Consider the following 23092-nt stretch of genomic DNA (forward strand, 5'->3'; position numbering starts at 1 on the left):
TCCTCAATGGTTGTGTCGCGGCGTGCGCTGCGCGATGCGCTGGAACTCCAGCGCGAAATCCAGCGTGGCGCCCTGGTCGAGCTGGCCGGTTTTCTCCCGGTACAGGGCTTCCCAGGGTGAATGGCTGGGGGGCACCGAGGGCGCGGGCAGTTCACGCAGGCGGCGCGCGATTTCCTCGGGCGACACCAGCGCATCGCATCGCCCCTGCTTCAGATCAACGCGGATCAAATCACCGCTTTGCAGCCATCGCAGCCCCCCTCCCGCCGCGCTCTCGGGCGAAGCATTCAGGATGGACGGGCTGTCCGAAGTGCCAGACTGCCGGCCATCGCCCAGGGTGGGCAGCGCGCTGATGCCGCGCTGGATCAGCGCGTCGGGCGGTTGCATGTTGACGACTTCGGCCGAACCCGGCCAGCCCAGCGGCCCCGCGCCGCGCATGACGAGGATGCAGTCTTCGTCTATGCCCAGTTCCGGGTCGTTGATGCGCGCGTGGTAGTCCTCGCCGCCTTCGAACACCACGGCACGCGCCTCGAACACGCCTTCCTGGCCGGGCCGGCTCAGGTAGCGCGCACGGAAGCGTTCGGAGATGACCGAGGTCTTCATGATGCCGAAATCGAAGAGATTGCCCCGCAGCACCAGGAAACCGGCCTTGTCCATCAAGGGCTGATCGAAGGGCCGGATCACCTCGCGGTCGCTCGCCTCGCGACCGGCCAGGTTGTCGGCCAAGCGTCGCCCGGTGACGGTCATGCAATCACCATGCAGGCGCCCGGCCTGCAGCAGCTCCCACATCAGGGCTGGCACGCCGCCGGCCCGGAAGAAGCGCTCGCCCAGGAAACGGCCCGCCGGCTGCATGTCCAGCAGCAGCGGCAAATCGTAGGCATGGGTGGTCCAGTCATCCGGCTCCAGTCGAACCTGGGCATGGCGTGCCATGGCCATGATGTGCACCTGCGCATTGCTGGACCCGCCCGCGCAACTGACCACCGAGAGCGCGTTCAGAAAGCTCTCGCGCGTGAGGATGCGCGAGGGCCGCAGATCCTCATAGGCCATCTCGACGATGCGCCGCCCGGTTTCATAGGCCATCTGGCCGCGCTCGCGGTAGGGCGCGGGTATGGCCGCGCAACCGGTCAGCGACAGGCCCAGCGCCTCGGCCACGGCGTTCATGGTCGAAGCCGTGCCCATGGTGTTGCAGTGCCCGGCCGACGGCGCGCTGCTGCAGGCGCGCTGCAGGAATTCCTCCTCGTCGATCTCGCCCGCAGCCAGTTGCCGGCGGCTGCGCCAGATCACGGTGCCCGAGCCCACCAATTGCCCATCGTGCCAGCCATCGAGCATGGGCCCGCCCGACAGCACGATGGCAGGGATGTCCACCGTCGAAGCCGCCATGATGCCGGCCGGCGTGGTCTTGTCGCAGCCCGTGGTCAGCACCACGGCATCGATCGGGTAGCCATAAAGGATTTCCACCAGGCCCAGGTAGGCCAGGTTGCGGTCCAGCGCGGCGGTCGGCCGTCGGCAGTTCTCGAAGATCGGATGCACGGGGAATTCCATCGGAATGCCACCGGCGTCGCGGATGCCGTCGCGCACGCGGCGCGCCAGCTCCAGATGGATGCGGTTGCACGGCGACAGGTCGCTGCCCGTCTGCGCGATGCCGATGATGGGTCGACCGGAACGCAGTTCCTGTGGCGTCAGCCCGTAGTTCATGAAGCGCTCCAGATAGAGCGCCGTCATGTCCGAACGCTGCGGGTCGGCGAACCAATCCCGCGAGCGGAACGGACGGCTGGGTGTTTTGGCCATGCAGTCTTTTATTTCTTGCGGATCTTGGCCAATTCGGCGTTCAGTTCCTGGAAGGCTTCACCGAAATCCTGACCGTATTTCGCCACCACCGGTGCGAGCTTGGCGCGCAGCTTGGCCTGCTCGGCAGGCGAAAGCTCGGTGACGACCATGCCATTGCTCTTGAGCTGGGCCAAGGCCTTCTCGCTGAATTCCCGGATGGTCTTGCGCTCGAACTGGGTCGCGTCGAGTGCGCTGTCACGCACGATCTTCTGTTCCTGCGGCGACAGGCCATCCCAGGTCTTCTTGGACATCAGCAGAACCCAGGCGCTGTACATGTGGCGCGTCAGGGCCAGGTACTTCTGCACCTCGTAGAACTTGCTGGCGAGGATGGTCGGCGTGGGGTTCTCCTGGCCGTCGACCGCCTTCTGTTCCATGGCCGTGTAGACCTCGGGGAAAGGCATGGGCGTGGCGTTGACACCCAGGGCGGTGAAGGTGTCGAGGAAGAGCGGGCTTTGGATCACGCGCAGTTTCAAGCCTTCGAGGTCGGCCGCCGTGTTGATGGCGCGACGCGAGTTGGTGACATGGCGGAAGCCGTTTTCCCAGAAGGCAAAACCGATCAGCCCCTTCTCGGGCAACTGGGCCAACAGTTTCTGGCCAAAGGGACCATCCAGCAGCGCGTCGGCTTCCTGCTCGTTGTTGAGCAGCATGGGCAGGTTGAGCGCGCCGAAGGGCTTGACCAGCGACATCAGCGTCGAAGCGTCGGGCACCGTCATTTCCTGGATGCCGGCGCGCAAGGCCGAGGTCATCGTGATGTCATTGCCCAGCGCGCCGCTGGCGTACACCTTGGCGGTCATCTTGCCGCCGCTGCGTTCGGACAGCAGCTGGGCGAAGTGCTTGAGCGCCACGCCTTGCGGGTGGTCCTCGCTCAAGCCGATGCCGATCTTGAATACATGTTCCCTGACTTGCGCCGACACCGAGCCGGCCGCCAGGCCGAGCGCCAACGCCGCCATCACGACGGATCTGAATTTCATGCTTGTCTCCTGATGATTGGATATATCTCCCCGGCGCGCCGCCGACCTCGCGAGACACGCACACGGCGAAGCGGCCCAGGGCGAGCGCGAGATTAGGGAAGACAGCAGGCCCGGTCCACTGAAATTTCTGTAGAAAGTCATTCCATAACGTTATGAATACAGCCGAGTCCTCAGGGTTCACCCGCAGTTTCGAGCCCTCCATCACCAGCGCCTTGGGTCGGCTGCGGTTCCGTCACCTGCAATTCCTGGACATCCTGGGGCAGACCCGCAATCTGCGGCTCGCGTCGGAATGGATGCACATCACGCAGCCGGCCGCGACCAAGATGCTGATGGAGATCGAGTCCATCCTCAACGCGCGCCTGTTCGACCGCCTGTCGCGCGGCGTCGCGCCCAATGAGCTGGGCCTATTCACCCTGCACTACGCCAGCGGCGCGCTGGAAGGGCATCGCAAGTTCGCCCGCGAATTCGACACGCTGCGACAAGGAGGGGCCGGGCATTTGACGATCGGCGCCATTTCGGGCTCGGCGCATCTGCTGATGTCCACGGTGTCCGAGGTCCAGCGCCTGCGGCCCCTGCTGGTGTTGAAGATGCTGGAACAAAGCAGCGACCAGCTGGCGCTGTGGTTGGCCGAGCGCAAGATCGACCTGATGATCGGGCGCTTCACCAGCAGCGAGCAGCAGGCCCAGTTCCGCTACGAACGCCTGTCGGCCGAGCCTTTGCAGGTGGTTGGCCGCCTGGACCATCCCTTGCGCAGCAGGCGCATCCAGGATCTGACCGAGCTGGCGCGCTGGCCCTGGATCCTCTATCCCTCACCGACCGCGCTGCGCCGCGTCACCGACGACATCTTCAACAGCATCGGCCTGACGCCGACCTCGGGCGTGGTTGAAACGCCCTCCTTCTGGTTCTCGCTGGAATTGCTGCAAACGACCCAGATGCTGTCACTGCAGCCCGCCTCGCTCGCGGAGGAATATGCGCGCAAAGGTCTGCTGACCCGCATCCAGGTCGAGCTGCCCGACCGCATGCCGGACTACGGCCTGATCACGCACCTGGGCGAGTCGCTGTCACCGTCCGCGCAGGCTTTCGTAAGCGTGTTGCGAGAGAAAGCCGGTGTGGCGATGGCCGAAGACTGAGCCAGTTGCTCCAGAGCAGCAGGATTTTGGCTTCGGCCGCCGCTGCGCGGCTTAACTTGGCGCTTTTCGCCAAGTTAGCCTGCGCTGAAACCCCGCCTGTGCGCTTGCGCGCACGCAGCCAAAGGCTGCCTTGGATCAGTTGGTCTGCGCCAACTGATCCAAGACGGCGGGGTTTTCCAACGTCGTGATGTCCTGGGTGATGGCTTCGCCCTTGGCCAGCGAACGCAGCAGGCGGCGCATGATCTTGCCGCTGCGGGTCTTGGGCAGGTTGTCGCCAAAGCGGATGTCCTTGGGCTTGGCGATGGGGCCGATTTCCTTGGCGACCCAGTTGCGCAGCTCGTTGGCGATCTGCTTGGCCTCCTCGCCCGTGGGACGCGAGCGCTTGAGCACCACGAAGGCGCAGATGGCCTCGCCGGTCAGGTCGTCCGGGCGGCCCACGACGGCGGCTTCGGCCACGAGGTCGGTCTTGGATACCAGGGCGGATTCAATCTCCATCGTGCCCAGGCGGTGGCCGCTGACGTTGAGCACGTCGTCGATGCGGCCCGTGATGCGGAAGTAACCTCGGTCCGCCGACCGCACGGCGCCATCACCCGCGAGGTAGTAGCCCTTGAGCTCCTCGGGGAAGTAGCTCTTCTTGAAACGCTCCGGGTCGCCCCAGATGGTGCGGATCATCGACGGCCAGGGCTTCTTGATGACCAGGATGCCGCCCGTGCCATTCGGGATGTCGTTGCCCATCTCGTCGACGATGGCGGCGGAAATGCCCGGCAGGGGCAAGGTGCAGGAGCCCGGCACCAGCGGCGTGGCGCCCGGCAGAGGCGTGATGACGTGGCCGCCGGTCTCGGTCTGCCAGAAGGTGTCCACGATGGGGCAGCGCTCGCCGCCCACGTGCTTGTGGTACCACATCCAGGCCTCGGGATTGATGGGCTCGCCCACCGAGCCGAGGATGCGCAGGCTGCTGAGGTTGGAACGCGCCGGGTGCACCTTCTCGTCACCCTCGGCGGCCTTGATCAGGGAGCGGATGGCCGTGGGCGCGGTATAGAAGATGGTGGCCTTGTGCTTCTCGATCATCTGCCAGAAGCGCCCGGCGTTCGGGTAGGTGGGCACGCCCTCGAAGACGATCTGCGTCGCGCCAGCCGCCAGCGGGCCATAGGCCACGTAGGTGTGGCCGGTGATCCAGCCGATGTCGGCCGTGCACCAGAAGATGTCGCTGGGCCGCAGGTCGAAGGTCCAATCCATCGTGAGCCGCGCCCACAGCAGGTAGCCGCCCGTGCTGTGCTGTACGCCCTTGGGCTTGCCGGTGGAGCCGCTGGTATAGAGGATGAACAGCGGGTGTTCGGCGCCCACCTGTTCCGGCTTGCATTCTGTGCTCTGGCCCGCCAGCGCCTCGGCGAACGTCTTGTCGCGGCCCGCGACCATGTTGCAGGCGGTTTGCGTGCGCTGGTAGACCAGCACCGTCTTGATGCTGCCGCAGCCGCCCATGCCCAGGGCTTCGTCCACGATGGCCTTGAGCGGCAGTTCACGGCCGCCGCGCATCTGGTAGTTGGCGGTGATCACGGCCACCGCACCAGCGTCGATGATGCGCTCCTGCAGGCTCTTGGCGGAGAAGCCGCCGAAGACCACGCTGTGGGTCGCGCCGATGCGCGCGCAGGCCTGCATGGCCACCACGCCCTCGATGGTCATGGGCATGTAAATGAGCACGCGGTCGCCCTTCTTGATGCCCTGGGCCTTGAGGGCATTGGCGAACTGGCCGACCTTGGACAGCAGTTCCTTGTAGCTGACCTTGGTGACCGCGCCGTCATCGGCCTCGAAGATGATGGCGGTCTTGTTCTCCACCGGCGTGCCGATGTGCTTGTCCAGACAGTTGGCGCTGGCGTTGAGCTCGCCATCCTCGAACCACTTGTAGAAGGGTTTGTTGCCCTGGTTCAGCGTCTTGGTGAAGGGCTTGCCCCAGACCAGATTCTCGCGGGCCAGGCGCGCCCAGGTGCCCTCGAAATCCTTCTCGAAGGCATCACACATGGCCTGGTACTGCGCCATGCCCGACACGCGTGCGGCCTTCACGGTGGCCGCCGAGGGCGGAAAAACCCGATTCTCAACCAGCACGGATTCGATGGCCGAGGAAGAGGCGTTGGATGAGCTCATGTTTTGTGTCCTCAAGATCGTTATAGGCGTGGAACAAGCTGCCTGCGGCAGATCGTCTTATTGTGCGGCATGCGCTTACAGGGTTCTGACGCTAGCCCGACAAAAGCGCAGGGGAAAACACTGCATCCCTGGCCACCGCAAACCAGGGCGAAATGCAGCCTAGAATTCATGGTTTTCCCGGATCAACCGGCCTTTTTTCGAACCCGAACACCACAGCTTCATCGTTGCCATCATGTCCAAACCCGAAGCACCCCAGCAAGACCTTCAGCGTGCCTCCCGCATGAGCCCCTTGCCCCGCCTGATCTTCGCGAGTCGCTGGCTGCAGCTCCCCCTCTACCTGGGTCTGATCATCGCCCAAGGGGTGTATGTGGTGCATTTCCTGATTGAACTTGAGCACCTGGTCATGGCTGCCTTCGGCAACCAGGCCGCGCTGGACGCGCTGATCCACAGCATCGGCTACAAAGCCGACGCAGCCGTGACCAGTCTCAATGAGACGGTGATCATGCTGGTGGTGCTCGCGCTGATCGACGTGGTGATGATCTCCAACCTGCTGATCATGGTCATCGTCGGCGGTTTCGAAACCTTCGTCAGCCGCATGAATCTGGAAGGCCACCCGGACCAGCCGGAGTGGCTCAACCATGTCAACGCCTCGGTGCTCAAGGTCAAGCTCGCCACGGCCATCATCGGCATCAGTTCCATCCACCTGCTCAAGACTTTCATCAACGCCGCCAATTACAGCGACCGCGTGCTGATCGCCCAGACCGTGATCCACATCGCCTTCCTGTTCTCCGCCATGGCCATTGCCTACACGGACCGCTTGATGAACAGCAGCGCGGGTGAGAAGCACTGACCCAACAAAGCAGAAAAGCCCGACACAGCCCCTCAAGAGGAACCCGCCATGAGCACGACCATCCGCCAAGACGACCTGATCGAATCCATCGCAGCCGGGCTGCAGTACATCAGTTACTACCATCCGGCGGATTACATTGCCCACCTGGCGCGGGCCTACGAACGCGAAAAGAGCCCGGCGGCCAAGGACGCGATCGCCCAGATCCTGACCAACAGCAAGATGAGCGCCACGGGCCACCGCCCGATCTGTCAGGACACCGGCATCGTCAACGTCTTCCTCAAGGTGGGCATGGGCGTGCGCCTGGAAGGCTTCACAGGCAGCCTGGAAGACGCGGTGAACGAGGGCGTGCGCCGCGGTTACCTGAATCCGGACAACATGCTGCGCGCCTCCGTCGTGGCCGACCCGCAGTTCGCGCGCAAGAACACCAAGGACAACACACCGGCCGTGATCTTCACGGAACTGGTGCCCGGCAACACGGTGGAAGTGACGCTCGCGGCCAAGGGCGGCGGCAGTGAGAACAAGAGCAAGATGTACATGCTCAACCCCAGCGACAGCGTGGTCGATTGGGTGCTCAAGACCGTGCCCACGATGGGCGCGGGCTGGTGTCCGCCCGGCATGCTGGGCATCGGCATTGGCGGCACGGCCGAGAAGGCCACGCTGATGGCGAAAGAGTCCCTGATGGACGACCTCGACATGTACGAACTGCAGGCCAAGGCCAGCAAGGGCGACAAGCTCAGCCAGGTCGAGGAACTGCGCCTGGAGCTCTACGAGAAGGTCAACGCGCTGGGCATCGGCGCTCAGGGGCTGGGCGGCCTCACCACTGTGCTGGACATCAAGATCAAGATGTACCCCACGCACGCGGCCAGCAAGCCGATCGCCATGATCCCGAACTGCGCGGCCACGCGCCACGCGCACTTCGTGCTGGACGGCAGCGGCCCCGTCTACCTGGACCCGCCGAGCCTGGACCTCTGGCCCGACGTGCAGTGGACACCCGACACGCAAAAGAGCAAGCGCGTGGACCTGAACCAGCTGACGAAGGAAGAAGTCGCCAGCTGGAAGCCGGGCCAGACCCTGCTGCTCAATGGCAAGATGCTCACGGGCCGCGACGCCGCGCACAAACGCATCCAGGACATGCTGGCCAAGGGCGAGAAACTGCCGGTCGACTTCACCAACCGCGTCATCTATTACGTCGGCCCCGTGGACCCGGTCAAGGACGAGGCCGTCGGCCCCGCCGGGCCCACCACGGCCACGCGCATGGACAAGTTCACCGACATGATGCTGGCCAAGACGGGCCTGATCGCCATGATCGGCAAGGCCGAGCGCGGCCCCGAGGCCATCGCCGCCATCCAGAAGCACAAGAGCGCCTACCTGATGGCCGTGGGGGGCGCGGCCTACCTGGTCAGCAAGGCGATCAAGCAGGCCAGGGTCGTTGGCTTCGAGGACCTCGGCATGGAGGCCATCTACGAGTTCGACGTGGTCGACATGCCGGTGACGGTGGCGGTCGATGCCGGCGGCACCAGCGCCCACATCACCGGCCCGGCCGAGTGGAGCAAGCGCATTGCCTCCGGCGAGTTCAAGGGCGTGTCGATCGCCACCGCCTGACTTCATGACCGCGCCTGAAACAGCCCCGATCGGCGTCTTCGACAGCGGCATCGGCGGCTTGAGCGTGCTCAAGGCGCTGCAGGCCGAGCTGCCGCATCAGCGCTACGTCTATCTCGCCGACAGCGGCCATGCGCCCTACGGGGAACGTGAGCCTCAGCACATCATCGACCGCACGATGGCCGCTGTCGATTACCTGATCATGCACCATGGGATCCAGGCGCTGGTGGTGGCCTGCAACACGGCCACCGCGATCGCCATCCACCTGCTGCGTGTTGATCATCCCCAACTGCCCCTGGTGGGCCTGGAGCCAGCCATCAAGCCCGCGGCGCAGCACAGCCGCAACCGCCGCGTGGGCGTGCTGGCCACGCGCGGTACGTTGCAGAGCGAAAAGTTCAGGGTGCTGCATGCGGGCCTGGCGCAGCAGACCGAGTTCATCCTGCAACCCTGTGATGGCCTGGCTGGCGCCATCGAGCGGCAGGACGAAGACCGCATCACCACGCTGTCCGCGCAATACTGCGCGGCGCTCGGGCCTTGCGGCAGCGCGCCCGGCCTGATCGACACCGTGGTGCTGGGTTGCACCCATTACCCGCTGGTGGCCGACCGTCTGCAGGCCTTGCTCGGCGCGGATGTGACCTTGATCGAAAGCGGCGCCCCCGTGGCCCGCCAGACGCGGCGCGTGCTGCCGCACATCGCCACTGAAGGAAAATCGGAAACCCGCTACTACACCACGGGCCGCAAGGAAGCGCTGCAATCCGCCGTGCAACGCTGGTCACAAGCCGACGCGCTGGTGAGCACCCTGGAAATCTGAGTTCCCTTGCCCTAGGGAGAAACCGGCGCTGGCAAGGCCTGGGCTGGAGACTTGCGGGCCTGGGCGGCGGCGTTTCTCGCCTGCATCATGGCCTGGTCGATTTTTTCCTGGTCGTGCGCTCGCAGGCCCTCGGCCAACTTGCTGGCTGCCTCCGAGCGCAAGGCGGCATAGGCCTGCAGCTCACTCAAGGCTTGTTGGGACGGCACGGCCGAGACGGGTTGGACCGCGGACAGCTGCGCGAAACTCTGCTGGTAGGCAGCCGTGATCTGCCGATCCACCTGCTCCGCCATCTGGTCGAAAGACAACTGCTCTCCTTGCCTGAAGTCCATCAGCACATCCCAGCGCTGGTGGATCTTTCGCTCCTCTTGAAGAAACCTCTGGATGGCCGCTCGCGCCTGCACCTCTTCGCCAAAACGGTAAGGAGGGTCAGGCATACACAGCAGCAGCGCCAGCACACCGGCGGTGAGCAACAGACCGGACCACCAGGGCGGGTAAGCCGGCGTCGATCGACCCGGGTCCCAGCGGGGCGCGGTCCCGCAGCCCAGCAAGGCACCGGCGAGCAGGCCACCGGCATGCGCGGCGTTGTCGATCTCGGGGATCCATAGGCCAAACACCAGCATCAGCAAGGGAAACAGAGCGGAGGCCCCCATGACCCAGCGAAATTCGCGCCGCTCGATCAGCCTGCGCTCGCGCCACAGGAAAACGACGAGGGCACCATACAAACCGAAGATGGCCCCCGAGGCGCCACCTGAGACCGCCTGATTGCCTTGAACCACCAGGGACGCCAGGTTGCCGACCAGACCGCTGACCACATATATCCCCCCGATGCGCAGGGAACCATAGGCGCGCTCGACCACACGACCGATGTCCCAGAGCGCCCACAGGTTCAGCGCCAGATGCATCACCCCGAAATGCACGAACATGGCCGTGAACAGGCGCCACCACTGGTGGTCCTGCGTGGCCGGTCCGAAGCCGGCGCCCCACGCCAGCGACACCTCGTTGACCGCGTGCAGCAAGCCTCCCCCCGAGGCCAGCATGAGCGCGAACACGACGCCGTTCAAGGTCAGCAGCACGAGCGTCACCGGCATGCCGCGAGGGTGCGGACGCATCAGATCGGTCAGAGCCAGAGGGCGAGGCTGATTCACGGAAGACACCATGGGCTAGGGCTGAACGCAACTGAGGAACTCAGGTAGCGGCTGTCAGCGCCGGTACCCCATCATGCCTGCATGCGCGGGACCTGTAGTCGGGCGATGCACCACGCGGCCAGGCTCCGGAGGTGCCCTCGCGCACAGACGCAGAGGCATGAGGCTTTGAGAATTCGCTGCGAGTCGGACTGCCTGACTCGCATCTTAGAAAGACCATCAACACCTTAGGACAAGCACATGACACTCGATCAGAAAGCCACCCCGGAGATAGGCAAGAACGTGGGCAACAAGGACCTGCACCTGAGAGCGGCACAACATCTGGACCTGGCGTCCAAGAGCCACCATGACACGGCCAAGCAGCTGGAGGGGGGTGACCATCAAGCCGCCACCCGCCACGCGCAAAAAGCCGCGGAACACCTGGCCCATGCCAACGAGCATATCCAGCGACTGCAGCCGAACAGTCACACGGACGCGCCGCGTAAAAAGTAAGCAGCCTCCCCCACTTCCAGCTCGGGAAACGTGGCGGCAAGCGGTGGGCTTGCCGCCATTCTTTTTGCACACCTAGATCCAAGCCCCACGCGGATCGGAGCGCTCATCCGATGAGTTGATCCGCATATGTGCGCTAGCGCACCGATATGTGTAAGGAACAACGATAGCCTTGACTCCCACATCTTCTGAGGTGCATCACATGAGTCTTGGAACTTTGCTGATCATCATCCTGATCCTCATGCTGGTAGGCGCGCTGCCAACCTGGTCGCACAGCCGCAGCTGGGGCTACGGACCCAGCGGAGCACTGGGCACGATCGTCCTGGTGATCCTGATTCTGGTCTTGACGGGACGGCTGTGAAAAAGGGGCGCTCGCACCCCACGCCGTTGCCGGCGCTGCGCCCGCAGGCCCATCGTGAATTTCGAGCGCTGGCCATTCCCCGCCCCACCGTCTTGCCTAGTGTCGGAGGTACCCGCTTTTCCATCTTCTACGGAGTCGCCCTGGCGCTGATCGCGCTGTGGCTGCTGGTGCTCACATGGATGTTCCAGACACTCCATGGCTGATCACGCTTGCCTCGGACCTGATCTCATCCGCCACCTCACTTGCAGGCCAGCGGGCATGAGTCTCGCCATCAAACCCTGAATCAACAACATCCAGGAGCTCCAAAATTACAACAACACCCATCCATCTTCAAGACTTTCACAAGAACCAGGTTCTGGACGCCTTGCAAGCCGGCGAGCTGGAGCGCATCGGCAAGGACATTGAGGCGTTTGCGATGCCGCTGGGCATGGTGTTGTGTGAATCAGGGAGAACGCCCAGTCACGCCTATTTCCCCACCACGTCGATCGTCTCCCTGCTGTATGTCACGGAAGATGGAGCTTCGGCGGAGATCGCCGTCGTCGGGAATGAAGGCATGGTCGGCATGGCGCTGTTCATGGGCGGAAACTCCACGCTCTGCCGGTCCGTGGTGCAGAGCGCCGGCCTGGGCTATCGCCTGAACGCCCGCATCCTCAGGGAGGAGTTCGCCCGCTCCGGACCGATGATGCACATGCTGTTGCGCAACACCCAGGCGCTCATCACGCAGATGTGCCAGACCGCCGTCTGCAACCGCCATCACACCCTGGATCAGCAACTGTGCCGCTGGCTGCTGCTCAGCCTGGATCGTCTCAAGGGCAACGATCTCGTCATGACCCAGGAGTTGATTTCCAACATGCTCGGGGTGCGACGCGAAGGCGTGACGGAAGCGGCACTGAAGCTCCAGAGAGCAGGACTCATCCGATACGCCCGCGGTCACATCACCGTTCTGGATCGTCCGGGACTGGAGCAACGTTCCTGCGAGTGCTATCAGGTCGTCAAGAACGAATATGACCGTCTGTTCTCGAAATTGATACCGGCCTGACGCGCCCCAAGATCAGCACCAAGTCGAACAGATCAAGCGTCTTCCACCGCACAGAACACCTTGCCAACAAAAAATACCATGAACCAGAGCAATGGATGTGGAAAGTTCTTGCTCTTCTTCAATCGATACACCAAGGAGTTTTTAATGAAGTTCAATCTGAAAAAGACGGCGCTGGTTCTGGCGGTGGCGGCGGCCGCGAGTGGCGCCCAGGCCACGGCGCTGATGAGCGGCGTGATCACGCCCAACGTCGATGTGGTGGCGGGCTCTTTTGGCGGCACCCTGCTGGATTCGGCCATCACCGTCATCAGCAACGCCAGCTACAGCGGCATCGCACGCACGGCCGTCTATGACACCGGCACGGGTCTGGATTTCTACTACCAGTTCACCAACGATGACACCTCCACGCACGGCGTCGAACGCTTCACGGGTTCGGATTTCACCGCGCTGAATGTCGGCATCGTGAACGTGTACCAGACCGGTGCCGCCTTCGACATCTTCGTCACCGGAACGGAAGAGTCCGACTACGCTGACCGCACCACGGCCGGCGTCATCGGCTTCAGCTTCGTGCCCAACAGCCTGTCGCCGATCAACCCGGGTCTGACGAGCTTCACGCAGATCATCCGGACCGATGCCCGCGAATACACGGCAGGCAACTTCGGCCTGCTCAACGGGATGGGCGACAACGCGCAGGGTTTTGGCGTGGCCGCGCCGGTTCCCGAACTCGAAAGCTACGCCATGCTGCTGGCCGGCCTGGGCATGGTGGGCACCATCATCCGCCGCCGCAAGTCGAAGCAAGGTTGAAACCCTTCTGTATCCGGCTTGAAGTCAACCCCGCCCCTCAAGGCGGGGTTTTCCTGTTTCCCTTGAACTGTTGGGGCATGTGGGAATCACGCGCGGCAGCGCGCCATCGCGAGAAGCCCTCACGCGCGTGCGTCACCCCAGCGCAGGGGCGTGGTGTCGTCGTCACGGTACACCGTGTGGCCATGCCGGTCCACACAGTACTGGCGCGACACGATCATTTCGCAGAAATCCATGTTGGCGGCAATCCGGGTGTGCTCAAAAAGAACACTGCGGGTCAGGCGAGAGCCGGACCTGAGGATGCAGCCATGACCGATCCAGGCCGGCCCGATGATGGTGACACCAGGCTCGATGCGAGTGCCCGAGCCGATGTACACCGGGCCGACGATCGTCACCTGGTCCCAGGGAACGCAGACATTGAGCCCGACCCATACACCGGGCCTGAGCTCGCGCCCCGGCATCTTCATGCTGGGAATGGCCCCGGTCAGGACCCGCTGCAAGACCCGCCAGTAGTCGCTCACCCGGCCGATGTCGATCCAGTTAAAGGCCTGGCTCTGCACATAAAACGGCCGCTGCTCCGCCACCAGGGCGGGAAACAGCTGCGAGCCGATGTCGTACACCGCGTCGGATGGAACGAGGTCCAGCACCTCGGGCTCGAAGATGTAGATGCCAGTGCTGGCCAAGGTGGACTGGGCGTCCACCGGCAGAGGTTTCTCCTGGAACGCGGTGATCCGCCCCTGTGCATCGGACACCACCATGCCATAGGACTGCGCTTCGTCGCGCGGAACCTGCAGCGCCACCACGCTGGCCATGGCCTGCTTGCGCCGATGCTCCGCCAACGCCGCCGTGATGTCCAGGTCGATCAAGGCATCCGCGCACAACACCAGGGTGGTCTGGTCGAAGAACCCGCTGAAATCCTGGATGCGCCGCATGCCACCCGCGGAACCGCGCGGACTCGGAAGAATGTCGCCGTGCTCGCGTCGGCCTTCGTAGGAGTAGCCGATTTCAACACCCCAACGGCTTCCATCACCAAAGTACTCCTCGATCTTCTGGTGGTGGTACGCCACGTTCACCATGATTTCATGCACCCCATGCCGCGCCAGATGCACGATGAGGTACTCCAGGACGGGCTTGCCCAGGATGGGCACCATCGGCTTGGGCAGGTCATGGGTGAGCGGGCGTACCCGCGTTCCCTGCCCGGCCGCCAGAATCATTCCCTTCGTCATCATTTCTCCCGACCTTGCATGCTCATCGCGCCGACAGCGGTCGCGGATGCAATTGCTGTGAAACCGGGAGTCTTGGCATGCGCGGACTGCCCGTCTGTGCGCTAGAGGACATAAACGCAAGCCGAACGGACTCTGTACGAAACCGATCAAAGCTCCATACGATGCCTCTTCGCTGAACACCCACCCAAGAGCCACCCCTTGTCGCACAACCCACACCATCCAGGCCTCGTGCAAGCACCGGTCGCCCCGTTGGATGTGCGGACATCCACTGATTTCTTCTCCTCCCGGACCCCGGAGGAACTGCTCCGCTTTCACGGTGTTCTCAGCCGCTGCCTGACGTTGCCCGACCGCGATGACGTGCAGGACTGGCTCAGGGGCGACATGCAGCACTACCTGCCGCACGACCTGTTGGTGCGCGCCTGGGGCGACTTTGGCGGCACGGAGCTGGAGCATGACGTCGTCGACGTCATGGACGACCTGCCGCATGGCAACCTCGCCATCTGGACCATGGACCCGATGCTGCGCCGATTCATGAACCGCTGGGAGCAGATCGGTCGCAAGGCCTACGCGCTCCACGCCGGAGAACGCGGTTTCCTGCTGGAGAAAAGTGGCGTCCGCTGCGCCTTGGCGGAGTCCTTGAAAGGGATGCGCTCGGCCATGGTGCACGGCACCCGGGACGCACAGGGCCTCTCCTGCTCGCTCTACGTGACCTTCCGCTCCGACGGCCGCTTCGATGCTCCGCACTGCGAAGCCTTTGAGCTGGTGCTGCCCTATCTGGATCACGCCATGTGCCAGATCGAGCACCAGGCGCAACAGCTTCGCGCGCCTCAGCTGTACAGCCAGCTCATCGACCCGAAGTTCATGCGCGAGAACGCCTTGACCGGGCGCGAGGTGGAAATTGTGGAATGGGTGGCCATGGGCAAGACGAATTCGGAGATCGGCAGCATCCTCGGCCTCAGCCTGTTCACCGTGAAGAACCATCTGCAACGCATCTTCAAGAAGATGAACGTCAGCAACCGCGCGCAAGCCGTTGCCAAGTTGACCAGCGATGTCTGAGACCCATGCACAGATGGCATCCGCGACCTTGCGCCGGCCGCTGCAGCACGCGGCGCTGGGCCGAGACAACCTGCTCAGCGTGGTGGAGTCCCTGCTCTCGCCCTTCGCCCTGATCTTCTCGCTCTGGCTGGTCTGCTGGTACGTGGAAGGAACGCTTTCCGCGCCTTACCTGATCCTGTCCGTTCTGGTCTTTGCGCTGAACTTTCCTGGACAAGCGCGTCTGCAATCCACGCCCCGGCAGCTGCTGATCGACATCGGTCTGCATTGGCTCTGGATCTTCGGCCTGCTGATGCTCACCGGTTACGCCACGGGCTATATCCGGGAGTATTCGTGGAGCGCGCTCTGGACATGGGCCTGGGCGGCCCCGCTGACCGAGCTGATGGCCAGCATGGCGCTGCGGATCGTGGCCCCGGCGGTGCTGCGATTGCAAGGCCCCCCGCAACGCGCCCTGATCGTGGGCATGAATGCGCAAGGCCTGGATTTCGCGGAAAAGATCAAGCGCTCGCGCTACTCCAGGATCGAACTCGCGGGGTTCGTGGACAGCCGCGGCGTCGAGCGGCTGCGGCCCGAGTCCACTCAGCTGGTGCTGGGCACCCTGGATGGTCTGGCCGGACTGGTGCAGTCCAGGCACATCCAGCGGATCTACCTGTCCTTGCCCATGGCCTCGCAGCCACGCATCCTGCAGATTCTGGATGCGCTCAAGGACACCACGGTGTCCATCTATTTCGTGCCCGACATGTTCGTCACGGACCTGATTCAGGCGCATACGGACACGGTCTGCGGCATGACGGTGATCTCGGTCTGCGAGACCCCGTTTACGGGCTTCCATGGCTTCGTCAAGCGCAGCAGCGACATCCTCTTCGCGTCGCTCATCCTGCTGCTGATCCTGCCACTGCTTGCCGCGATTGCCATCGCCATCAAGTGGAACTCGCCCGGCCCGGTGATCTTCCGGCAGCGGCGTTACGGCCTCGATGGCGAAGAGATCGTGGTCTACAAATTCCGTTCAATGACCGTCACCGAGGATGGCGGCACGATCGCGCAGGCACGCAAGAACGATCCACGCATCACCAGAACCGGTGCCTTCCTGAGGAAAACCTCGCTGGATGAACTACCCCAGTTCATCAACGTGCTGCAGGGGCGTATGAGCATCGTGGGCCCGCGCCCCCACGCGGTGGCGCACAACGAGCTGTACCGCAAGCTGATCAAGGGCTACATGGTGCGCCACAAGGTCAAGCCCGGCATCACGGGCTGGGCCCAGATCAACGGCTACCGCGGCGAGACCGACACGCTGGAGAAGATGCAGGGGCGGGTCGATTTCGATCTGGACTACCTGCGCAACTGGTCCCTGCTGCTGGACGTCCTCATCATCCTCAAGACAGTCCGCCTGGTCTTGCAAGACCAGAAGGCCTACTGACATGAAAACCAGCACCCGCCGGATTCCGCTCGCGATGGCCTGGGCTCTGCTGGTGATGACACCCGTCGCGGCCGAGGAGGAAAAGAAGCTCCGGTTCACGCTGGGCTACGCCGTTCAGACGGACAGCAATCTGTTCCGTCTTCCCGAGGATGCCGACACGATGGCCCTGCTCGGAACCCGCAGTGCTTCGGATCGGATCGACAGCACGAGCCTGGGCCTCAAGGTCCTGACCCGGCAGGGGCTGCAGAGCCTGAAGCTGGAAGCCAGCGTGGTGGACTACAGATACAAAACATTCAGTCACCTGGATTTCACCGGCACGAACTACGACCTGACCTGGCTCTGGGCGCTCACCCCCCGACTCACCGGCAGCCTGAGCTCGGACCGCACGGAGACCCTCAACAGCTATACCGACTACCAGGGCTATTCCTCCCGCAATCAGCGCCTCGACACCCGCACGCAGTTCGACATCGCCTATGAAATCGACGGGCCCTGGCGTCTGCTGGCCGGCATCGCCCGGACCCGCCAGTCCAACCAGCAGGCGCTGGTCGCGGGCGGGGATTTCAGCAGCCAATCAGCCGAGATCGGCTTGCGCCGCGTCCATGCCTCGGGCAGCACCCTCAGCTACAGCCTGATCGCCTCGGAGGGACGCTACCTCAACCGCACCCTCTCAACCCAGGCCCTGCTGGACAGCCGCTACACCCAGACGGACAACGAACTGCGTTTCCATGGGGTGATGGGATCAGCCTCACAGCTCGACGCTTTCCTCAGCTACTTCGTCCGCGAACACCCCCACTTTCCGCAGCGCGACTTCAGCGGACTCAATGCCGGCGCCTCGCTCCACTGGGCCCTCTCGGGCAAGACGACGCTGGCCATGTCGTATGCGCGTGAACTGGGCGCCTACGCGACCAGCTACTCGAATTACAGCGAAACGAACCGCATCACCCTGAGCCCCGTCTGGCTGATGAGCGTCAAGACCGAGCTGGGCCTGCGCCAGACCTGGACACAGGTCGATTTCCGGGATGCCCCGCCCGGAGGCAGCCCGAACGGCCGAAAAGACACCGGGCAGGACACCACCCTGTTCTTCAACTGGCACCCGCGCGAGCCATGGACGCTCATGGCCTCGCTGCAAAGACAGACCCGCAACTCCAGCATCGCTGGCCTGGACTACGTGAGCGACATGGCCTCGTTGTCCGCCCAATACAGCTTCTAGGGGAACCACCATGCAGCCACAAGCACTCCGATTCCGTTTTCTGCTGGCCACGCTCTGCTGCGCCAGCCTGGCAGGCTTATCGGCCTGCGGCGACAAGGACACACCCAAGGCCGCATCCCAGGTCGCGGCCAAGGTGGGTTCCGATGAGATTTCAGTCCATCAGATCAACCAGATCCTGAGCCAGACAAACACCCGCAACGCGTCACCACAGGAAATCTCGCTGATGGGGCGCGCCATCCTGGAAAGGCTGATCGACCAGCAGATCGCCGTCACCCAGGCGCTGGAAAAAAAGCTCAACCGCACGCCCGAGGTCGTGACGCAGCTCGAGGCCTCGCGCCGGGAGATTCTGGCCAGCGCCTATCTGCGGCAGGTCACCAGCAACATTCCCCCGCCGACCGATGAGGAGATTCGGGCCTATTTCAACACGCACCCGCAGCTCTTCTCACGGCGCCGCGTGTTCAGGGTGCAGGAGATCGTGACCGCGCCCACGCCAGGATTGGCCGAACAGCTCGCAGCTTTCACGAAAATTGACAAACCGGTGGAAGTGGCCTCGGCCTGGCTCAAGGCCCGCAACATTCCCCACACCGGCGGCAGCGCCACGCGCTCGGCCGAGCAGATCCCCCTGGACATCCTGCCCGCCATCCACGCCATGACGGATGGCCAGGCCATCGTTCTGACCTCGGAGAGCACGCTGACGCTGTTGCAACTGCTGGCCTCCCAGTCCATTCCCGTCAGCGAAACCGTCGCCTTTCCACGCATCGCCCAGTTCCTGAGCAATCAACGCATCACTGAGGCCGTGACACGCGATCTGCAGGAACTGCGCTCGTCCACCAAGGTGGTCTACGTGGGCGAATTTTCACAACCCGCGGCGACCGAGCAGCCACCGTCCCTCCCTGAGCAACGCCCCAGCGCCAGCACCGAGACCCCTCGCACAGCCCTCGACAAGGGCGTTGCCGGACTCAAGTGAGACGGTCGTCAACAGGGTCAAGCGCACATCCCTTATCACCACCCGCCCCATGGAGGTCATCGCCATGATCAACCGCACGTCCAGGATCCACCCAGGCATGGTCGCCGTCATCGCCGGTCTGCTCCTCTTCTTCGCCGCCCGGGCCTCGTGGGCCCTGACCCTACCCGACTATCCCTTGGGGGCGGGCGACACGATCCGGATCCAGGTCTTCCTGAACCCGGACCTGACGCTGGAAACCCGGGTCTCCGAAAATGGCTTCATCACCTACCCGCTGATCGGCTCGCTGCAAGTGGGGGGACTCTCCATCTCGCAGGCGGAGAAAAAGATCGCCGATGCCTTGCAGGGCGGTGGTTTCCTGAAGAAACCGCAGGTCAACCTGACGTTGCTGCAGATCCGCGGCAACCAGGTCTCGGTGCTGGGGCAGGTGGTGCGTCCGGGGCGGTTTCCGCTGGAGACCGTGAACACCCGGGTCAGTGACATGCTGGCCAGCGCGGGCGGGGCCATGGCCACGGGCGATGACACCGTCATCGTGACGGGTCAGCGCAACGGCAAGCCTTTTTCCAAGACCATCGACATCCCCTCGATCTTCATCGACGAGAGCCGTGACACCAACATCGTGCTGCAGGGCGGCGACACGATCTACGTGCACCGCGCATCGGTCTTCTACATCTACGGCGAAGCGCAGAAATCGGGCGCCTACCGCATTGAACGCGACATGACGATCATGCAGGCGCTTGCGCAAGGCGGCGGCGTCACCAGCCGAGGCAGTGAACGCCGCTTGCGGCTGCATCGCAAGTTCCCCGACGGAAAAATCCAGGAGATCGAGCCAGCGCTGACGGATCTGGTGATGCCCAACGACGTCCTGTTCATCAAGGAAAGCATCTTCTGATCATGAACATCCAACAATTTTTCCTGATCCTGCGCGCGCGCTGGCGCGTTGCCTTGCTGGTGCTGCTGGCCACGGTGGCCATCACCGTCCTGGCCAGTCTGTGGATGGCACGGCAATACACCGCCAGCGCGGCCTTGGTGCTCGATGTCAAATCGCCGGACCCGGTCAGCGGTCTTGTCCTCCAGGGCATGGTGGCACCGGGTTACATGGCGACCCAGATCGACATCATCAACAGCGACCGGGTCGCCAAGGCCGTCGTCAAGCTGCTGCACCTGGATGAGGGAACGGCGGTGAGGCAGCAGTGGCTGTCCAACACGCAGGGCAAGGGCCAGTTGAGCGACTGGCTGGCCTCCCTGCTGCAGAACAAGCTCGACGTGAAGCCCGCGCGCGAGAGCAATGTCATCAACATCAACTACACGGGCACCGACCCGGATTTCGCGGCCGCCGTCGCCAACGCTTTTGCGCAGGCCTACATCGACGTGAACCTGGACTTGCGCCTGGCCCCGGCCCGCCAGTACGCCGCCTTCTTCAGCGAGCAGACACAGGCCGCGCGCGAGAAACTCGAAACCGCGCAGAAAGCGTTGTCGAGCTACCTGCAGAGCAACGGCATCACCTCGGCGGACGAGCGCGTTGATTTCGAGACATCCAAGCTGAACGAAACCTCCAGCCAGCTCACGGGCGTGCAAGGGATGACCACGGACAGCCAGAGCAAGCGTGCCCAGGCCCAGTCGGACACGGTGGCCGAGGTCATGCAGAGCCCCCTCATCAACGGCATGAAGGCGGACATTGCGCGCATGCAATCCAGGATCTCGGAAAGCAGCGTGAACCTCGGTAGCAACCATCCGCAGACCTTGCGCGCTGAGTCCGAGCTCAACTCGCTCAAGGCCCAGCTGGATGCGGAGACGAAAAAAATTAGCGCCTCCATCGAAACGACCTACCAGGTCGGCAAAAGACGCGAGCACGAGTTGCAGGGTGCGCTGGCCACGCAAAAGTCGCGTGTGCTGATCCTGAACAAGCAGCGTGACGAGCTGAACGTGCTGCGGCGTGACATCGAGTCCGCCCAGCGTGCCTTCGAGATGGTGAGCCTGCGGGCATCGCAGACGAACATCGAAAGCCGCGCCACCCAGACCAATATCTCCGTGCTCAATTCGGCCGTGGCCCCCAACGCGCCGTCCAAGCCCCGGCTCCTGATCAACACCATCGTCTCCATCTTCCTGGGCATCTTGCTGGGCGTTGCCGTCGCGCTCATGCTGGAACTCGCCAACCGCCGCGTCCGAACCACGGACGATCTTCTGGAGCTGTTGAAGATGCCCCTGCTCGGCTCGGTCAGCGCCGCCTCCGGCCGGCTGCCCTACACCCCCACTGGAGCACGCGCATGAACCTGCCCGCCTTGATCTATGGCCAGCCGAACCCGCCTCAGGGCGAGGAAAGAAGAATCGGCGAGATACTGGTGGCGCACGGTCGCCTCAGCCCGCAGGACGCCGCGCGCGTCATCAACCGGCAGAAGCTCGACCAGCGCCCCTTTGGTGAAGTGGCCCTTGAACTCAAGGTGATCTCCCGAAGCGACATTGAATTCGCCCTGTCCAAGCAATTCGACTACCCTTACCTGATCGACAAGGACACCAGCCTCAGCGCCGACCTGATCGCCGCCTACCAGCCCTTCAGCCAGGCCGGCGAGAACCTCCGCGCCGTGCGCAGCCAACTCATGCTGCGCTGGTTCAACAACGACGCCCAGCGCAAGGTGCTGGCGGTGGTCAGCCCGGGGCAAGGCGATGGCCGCAGCTTCATCGCCGCCAACCTGGCGATCGTCTTCGCGCAGCATGGCGAGCGCACCCTGCTGATCGATGGCGATCTACGTTCACCTCGGGCACGAGGCCAGCACGCCCTCTTCAAGCTGACCGGCGGCACGGGGCTGTCGGCCATCCTGGCCGGCCGCGCGGGCATGGAAGTGGCCCAGGCCGTGCCCGGCCTGCCGGGCCTGGTCGTCCTGCCGGCCGGCGCCATCCCGCCGAATCCGCAGGAGCTGCTGGGCCGCATGAGTTTCCCACGGCTCCTGACGGATGTGAGCGATGCCTTCGATGTCATCCTGATCGACACGCCCAGCGGCATGCAGTACGCCGACGCGGAGATCATCGCCTCGCGGGCGGGCGCCGCCATGATGGTCACGCGTCGCAACCAGAGCCTGCTGCCCGACGCGGCCCTGCTGGCGCGCCGACTGCGCGACGACGACGTGGCCCTGGTGGGAGCGGTGCTCAATGACGCCTGACCCCTCCACATCCCACGCGAGGCCCCAGGCCACGCCCTTGCCCCTGTGGGACCAGGGCTTGCGCCTGTGGCTGCCCCTGCTCAGCGGATTGGCCTTGCTGTACGTGCCCAGCCTGGTCGACCTGCTGCGGGGCGTGTGGAGCACCGATGCGCAAATGCACGGACCGATCGTGCTGAGCATTTCGCTGTGGCTGATGTACCGGAACTGGCCGCGCATGGAGGAAATGGCCCTCGGCCAGGGCGCCAGCCCCTGGGGGTGGCCAGTTCTGGTCTTTGGTCTGCTGCTCTATGCGCTGGGGCGGTCCCAGGACATCCTCTTTTTCGAGATCGGTTCCTTCATCTGGCTGCTGGCCGGCCTCTTGCTGCTGCTACGCGGTGGCGCGGCGCTCAAGGTCCAGTGGTTCGCGCTTTTTTTCATGCTGTTCATGGTTCCCCTGCCCGCCGTCGTGGTGGACACGGTGACCATGCCCATGAAGATGGCCGTGTCCTACGTCGCCGAAAGCGTGCTTTTCTGGGTCGGTTATCCGATCGGGCGCAGCGGCATCATCCTCCAGATCGGCCAGTACAAGATGCTGGTCGCCGATGCCTGCGCGGGTCTGCACACGCTGCTGACCCTGGAAGCGCTGGGCCTGCTGTACCTGAACCTGGTCCGGCACAACTCGGCGTTCCGCAACATCACCCTGGCGTTGCTGATCATTCCCATCTCGTTCACGGCCAACGTCATCCGCGTGATCACCCTCAGCCTGATCACCTTCCATTTCGGCGATGACGCCGGCCAGGGTTTCCTGCATGGTTTCGCCGGCATGGTGCTCTTCCTCAGCGCGCTGATGCTCATCCTGCTGGCCGACACGGTGTTGCAGCAGGGCGTCGCATGGCGGCACAAGCGCCGGCGGAACGCCGCAAGGGATTGAT

21 protein-coding genes are annotated in these 23092 nt (G+C 63.8%); 16 read left to right on the forward strand and 5 right to left on the reverse strand.

All coding sequences use genetic code 11. The features are described from left to right. Positions 1 to 3 precede the first annotated feature (3 nt). Positions 4 to 1785, reverse strand: a complete 1782-nt coding sequence (locus AZ34_RS13090) for an IlvD/Edd family dehydratase (protein ID WP_035608755.1) — start codon at positions 1783 to 1785, stop codon at positions 4 to 6. An 8-nt stretch (positions 1786 to 1793) separates the two neighbouring features. Next, a complete protein-coding gene (locus AZ34_RS13095) occupies positions 1794 to 2795 on the reverse strand; it encodes a TRAP transporter substrate-binding protein (RefSeq protein ID WP_035608758.1) in 1002 nt (333 codons plus the stop codon). 152 nt (positions 2796 to 2947) lie between these two features. Between AZ34_RS13095 and AZ34_RS13100 the strand changes: the two genes are divergently transcribed. Beyond that, positions 2948 to 3925 carry a LysR family transcriptional regulator gene (locus AZ34_RS13100; protein ID WP_051509814.1) on the forward strand — a complete coding sequence of 326 codons (978 nt, stop codon included), beginning with the start codon at positions 2948 to 2950 and terminating at the stop codon, positions 3923 to 3925. 135 nt (positions 3926 to 4060) lie between these two features. On the opposite strand, the gene acs is transcribed toward AZ34_RS13100, so the two are convergent. After that, a complete protein-coding gene (gene acs / locus AZ34_RS13105) occupies positions 4061 to 6064 on the reverse strand; it encodes an acetate--CoA ligase (RefSeq protein WP_035608761.1) in 2004 nt (667 codons plus the stop codon). Between the two features lie 232 nt (positions 6065 to 6296). On the opposite strand from acs, the gene AZ34_RS13110 reads away from it, so the two are divergent. From AZ34_RS13110 to murI, 3 genes are read left to right on the forward strand one after another with little or no spacing between them, the layout of a single operon-like run. After that, positions 6297 to 6914, forward strand: a complete 618-nt coding sequence (locus AZ34_RS13110) for a YqhA family protein (RefSeq protein WP_035608764.1) — start codon at positions 6297 to 6299, stop codon at positions 6912 to 6914. A 48-nt stretch (positions 6915 to 6962) separates the two neighbouring features. Continuing rightward, complete coding sequence (locus AZ34_RS13115; RefSeq protein WP_035608767.1) at positions 6963 to 8516, forward strand: fumarate hydratase; 1554 nt, start codon at positions 6963 to 6965, stop codon at positions 8514 to 8516. Between the two features lie 4 nt (positions 8517 to 8520). Beyond that, positions 8521 to 9324 carry a glutamate racemase gene (murI, locus tag AZ34_RS13120; protein ID WP_035608770.1) on the forward strand — a complete coding sequence of 268 codons (804 nt, stop codon included), beginning with the start codon at positions 8521 to 8523 and terminating at the stop codon, positions 9322 to 9324. Positions 9325 to 9335: 11 nt separating this feature from the next. Here murI and AZ34_RS13125 read toward each other — a convergent pair whose 3' ends face one another. Further along, positions 9336 to 10469, reverse strand: coding sequence for a rhomboid family intramembrane serine protease (locus AZ34_RS13125; protein WP_197026554.1), 1134 nt, complete (start codon positions 10467 to 10469; stop codon positions 9336 to 9338). 237 nt (positions 10470 to 10706) lie between these two features. On the opposite strand from AZ34_RS13125, the gene AZ34_RS13130 reads away from it, so the two are divergent. The 4 genes from AZ34_RS13130 (at position 10707) to AZ34_RS17670 (ending at position 13156) form a co-directional block, all read left to right on the forward strand. Continuing rightward, entirely contained in the window at positions 10707 to 10958 is a 252-nt protein-coding gene (locus AZ34_RS13130) for a hypothetical protein (RefSeq protein WP_035608773.1), read from the forward strand. Between the two features lie 199 nt (positions 10959 to 11157). Further along, positions 11158 to 11316 (forward strand): DUF3309 family protein, encoded by a 159-nt coding sequence (locus AZ34_RS18020; RefSeq protein WP_035608776.1) that lies wholly within the window; start codon positions 11158 to 11160, stop codon positions 11314 to 11316. 415 nt (positions 11317 to 11731) lie between these two features. After that, a complete protein-coding gene (locus AZ34_RS13140; protein WP_051510173.1) occupies positions 11732 to 12355 on the forward strand; it encodes a Crp/Fnr family transcriptional regulator in 624 nt (207 codons plus the stop codon). 144 nt (positions 12356 to 12499) lie between these two features. Beyond that, complete coding sequence (locus tag AZ34_RS17670; RefSeq protein ID WP_051509817.1) at positions 12500 to 13156, forward strand: hypothetical protein; 657 nt, start codon at positions 12500 to 12502, stop codon at positions 13154 to 13156. Positions 13157 to 13275: 119 nt separating this feature from the next. Here AZ34_RS17670 and AZ34_RS13150 read toward each other — a convergent pair whose 3' ends face one another. After that, positions 13276 to 14382: a sugar phosphate nucleotidyltransferase gene (locus AZ34_RS13150; protein ID WP_231495529.1), complete on the reverse strand. Its 1107-nt coding sequence runs from the start codon at positions 14380 to 14382 to the stop codon at positions 13276 to 13278. 252 nt (positions 14383 to 14634) lie between these two features. Here AZ34_RS13150 and epsA point away from each other — a divergent pair, with 252 nt between their 5' ends. The 8 genes from epsA to xrtB all read left to right on the forward strand — a co-directional run bounded on the left by epsA (position 14635) and on the right by xrtB (position 23091). Next, complete coding sequence (epsA, locus tag AZ34_RS13155; RefSeq protein WP_331280914.1) at positions 14635 to 15435, forward strand: XrtB/PEP-CTERM-associated transcriptional regulator EpsA; 801 nt, start codon at positions 14635 to 14637, stop codon at positions 15433 to 15435. Next, the gene (locus AZ34_RS13160; RefSeq protein ID WP_051509822.1) at positions 15428 to 16849 is read left to right on the forward strand and encodes an undecaprenyl-phosphate glucose phosphotransferase; all 1422 of its coding nucleotides are present in this window, start codon (positions 15428 to 15430) and stop codon (positions 16847 to 16849) included. Before epsA ends, AZ34_RS13160 begins: the two co-directional genes overlap by 8 nt. Before the next feature lies 1 nt (position 16850). Continuing rightward, positions 16851 to 18059: an XrtB/PEP-CTERM-associated polysaccharide biosynthesis outer membrane protein EpsL gene (gene epsL / locus AZ34_RS13165; protein ID WP_081767213.1), complete on the forward strand. Its 1209-nt coding sequence runs from the start codon at positions 16851 to 16853 to the stop codon at positions 18057 to 18059. A 10-nt stretch (positions 18060 to 18069) separates the two neighbouring features. Continuing rightward, positions 18070 to 19026, forward strand: a complete 957-nt coding sequence (locus tag AZ34_RS13170) for an EpsD family peptidyl-prolyl cis-trans isomerase (RefSeq protein WP_035608789.1) — start codon at positions 18070 to 18072, stop codon at positions 19024 to 19026. Between the two features lie 64 nt (positions 19027 to 19090). Beyond that, on the forward strand, positions 19091 to 19915 hold the full coding sequence (gene epsE / locus AZ34_RS13175; RefSeq protein ID WP_231495530.1) for a polysaccharide export protein EpsE: 825 nt from the start codon (positions 19091 to 19093) through the stop codon (positions 19913 to 19915). Positions 19916 to 19917: 2 nt separating this feature from the next. Next, positions 19918 to 21294, forward strand: coding sequence for a chain length determinant protein EpsF (gene epsF, locus AZ34_RS13180; RefSeq protein WP_035608794.1), 1377 nt, complete (start codon positions 19918 to 19920; stop codon positions 21292 to 21294). After that, complete coding sequence (epsG, locus tag AZ34_RS13185) at positions 21291 to 22181, forward strand: chain length determinant protein tyrosine kinase EpsG (protein WP_035608798.1); 891 nt, start codon at positions 21291 to 21293, stop codon at positions 22179 to 22181. Before epsF ends, epsG begins: the two co-directional genes overlap by 4 nt. Further along, the gene (xrtB, locus tag AZ34_RS13190; RefSeq protein WP_081767214.1) at positions 22171 to 23091 is read left to right on the forward strand and encodes an exosortase B; all 921 of its coding nucleotides are present in this window, start codon (positions 22171 to 22173) and stop codon (positions 23089 to 23091) included. Before epsG ends, xrtB begins: the two co-directional genes overlap by 11 nt. Position 23092 lies beyond the last annotated feature (1 nt).

The sequence above is a fragment of the Hylemonella gracilis str. Niagara R genome (assembly GCF_000600295.1).
GTDB classification, from domain to species: Bacteria; Pseudomonadota; Gammaproteobacteria; order Burkholderiales; family Burkholderiaceae_C; genus Hylemonella; species Hylemonella gracilis_A.

What these genes read in the sequence shown, in the direction of transcription:
- AZ34_RS13090 (WP_035608755.1), bottom strand. Translation starts at nt 1,785, where the DNA reads ATGGCCAAAACACCCAGCCGTCCGTTCCGCTCGCGGGATTGGTTCGCC.
- AZ34_RS13095 (WP_035608758.1), bottom strand. Translation starts at nt 2,795, where the DNA reads ATGAAATTCAGATCCGTCGTGATGGCGGCGTTGGCGCTCGGCCTGGCG.
- AZ34_RS13100 (WP_051509814.1), top strand. Translation starts at nt 2,948, where the DNA reads ATGAATACAGCCGAGTCCTCAGGGTTCACCCGCAGTTTCGAGCCCTCC.
- acs (WP_035608761.1), bottom strand. Translation starts at nt 6,064, where the DNA reads ATGAGCTCATCCAACGCCTCTTCCTCGGCCATCGAATCCGTGCTGGTT.
- AZ34_RS13110 (WP_035608764.1), top strand. Translation starts at nt 6,297, where the DNA reads ATGTCCAAACCCGAAGCACCCCAGCAAGACCTTCAGCGTGCCTCCCGC.
- AZ34_RS13115 (WP_035608767.1), top strand. Translation starts at nt 6,963, where the DNA reads ATGAGCACGACCATCCGCCAAGACGACCTGATCGAATCCATCGCAGCC.
- murI (WP_035608770.1), top strand. Translation starts at nt 8,521, where the DNA reads ATGACCGCGCCTGAAACAGCCCCGATCGGCGTCTTCGACAGCGGCATC.
- AZ34_RS13130 (WP_035608773.1), top strand. Translation starts at nt 10,707, where the DNA reads ATGACACTCGATCAGAAAGCCACCCCGGAGATAGGCAAGAACGTGGGC.
- AZ34_RS18020 (WP_035608776.1), top strand. Translation starts at nt 11,158, where the DNA reads ATGAGTCTTGGAACTTTGCTGATCATCATCCTGATCCTCATGCTGGTA.
- AZ34_RS13140 (WP_051510173.1), top strand. Translation starts at nt 11,732, where the DNA reads ATGCCGCTGGGCATGGTGTTGTGTGAATCAGGGAGAACGCCCAGTCAC.
- AZ34_RS17670 (WP_051509817.1), top strand. Translation starts at nt 12,500, where the DNA reads ATGAAGTTCAATCTGAAAAAGACGGCGCTGGTTCTGGCGGTGGCGGCG.
- AZ34_RS13150 (WP_231495529.1), bottom strand. Translation starts at nt 14,382, where the DNA reads ATGATGACGAAGGGAATGATTCTGGCGGCCGGGCAGGGAACGCGGGTA.
- AZ34_RS13160 (WP_051509822.1), top strand. Translation starts at nt 15,428, where the DNA reads ATGTCTGAGACCCATGCACAGATGGCATCCGCGACCTTGCGCCGGCCG.
- epsL (WP_081767213.1), top strand. Translation starts at nt 16,851, where the DNA reads ATGAAAACCAGCACCCGCCGGATTCCGCTCGCGATGGCCTGGGCTCTG.
- AZ34_RS13170 (WP_035608789.1), top strand. Translation starts at nt 18,070, where the DNA reads ATGCAGCCACAAGCACTCCGATTCCGTTTTCTGCTGGCCACGCTCTGC.
- epsE (WP_231495530.1), top strand. Translation starts at nt 19,091, where the DNA reads ATGATCAACCGCACGTCCAGGATCCACCCAGGCATGGTCGCCGTCATC.
- epsF (WP_035608794.1), top strand. Translation starts at nt 19,918, where the DNA reads ATGAACATCCAACAATTTTTCCTGATCCTGCGCGCGCGCTGGCGCGTT.
- epsG (WP_035608798.1), top strand. Translation starts at nt 21,291, where the DNA reads ATGAACCTGCCCGCCTTGATCTATGGCCAGCCGAACCCGCCTCAGGGC.
- xrtB (WP_081767214.1), top strand. Translation starts at nt 22,171, where the DNA reads ATGACGCCTGACCCCTCCACATCCCACGCGAGGCCCCAGGCCACGCCC.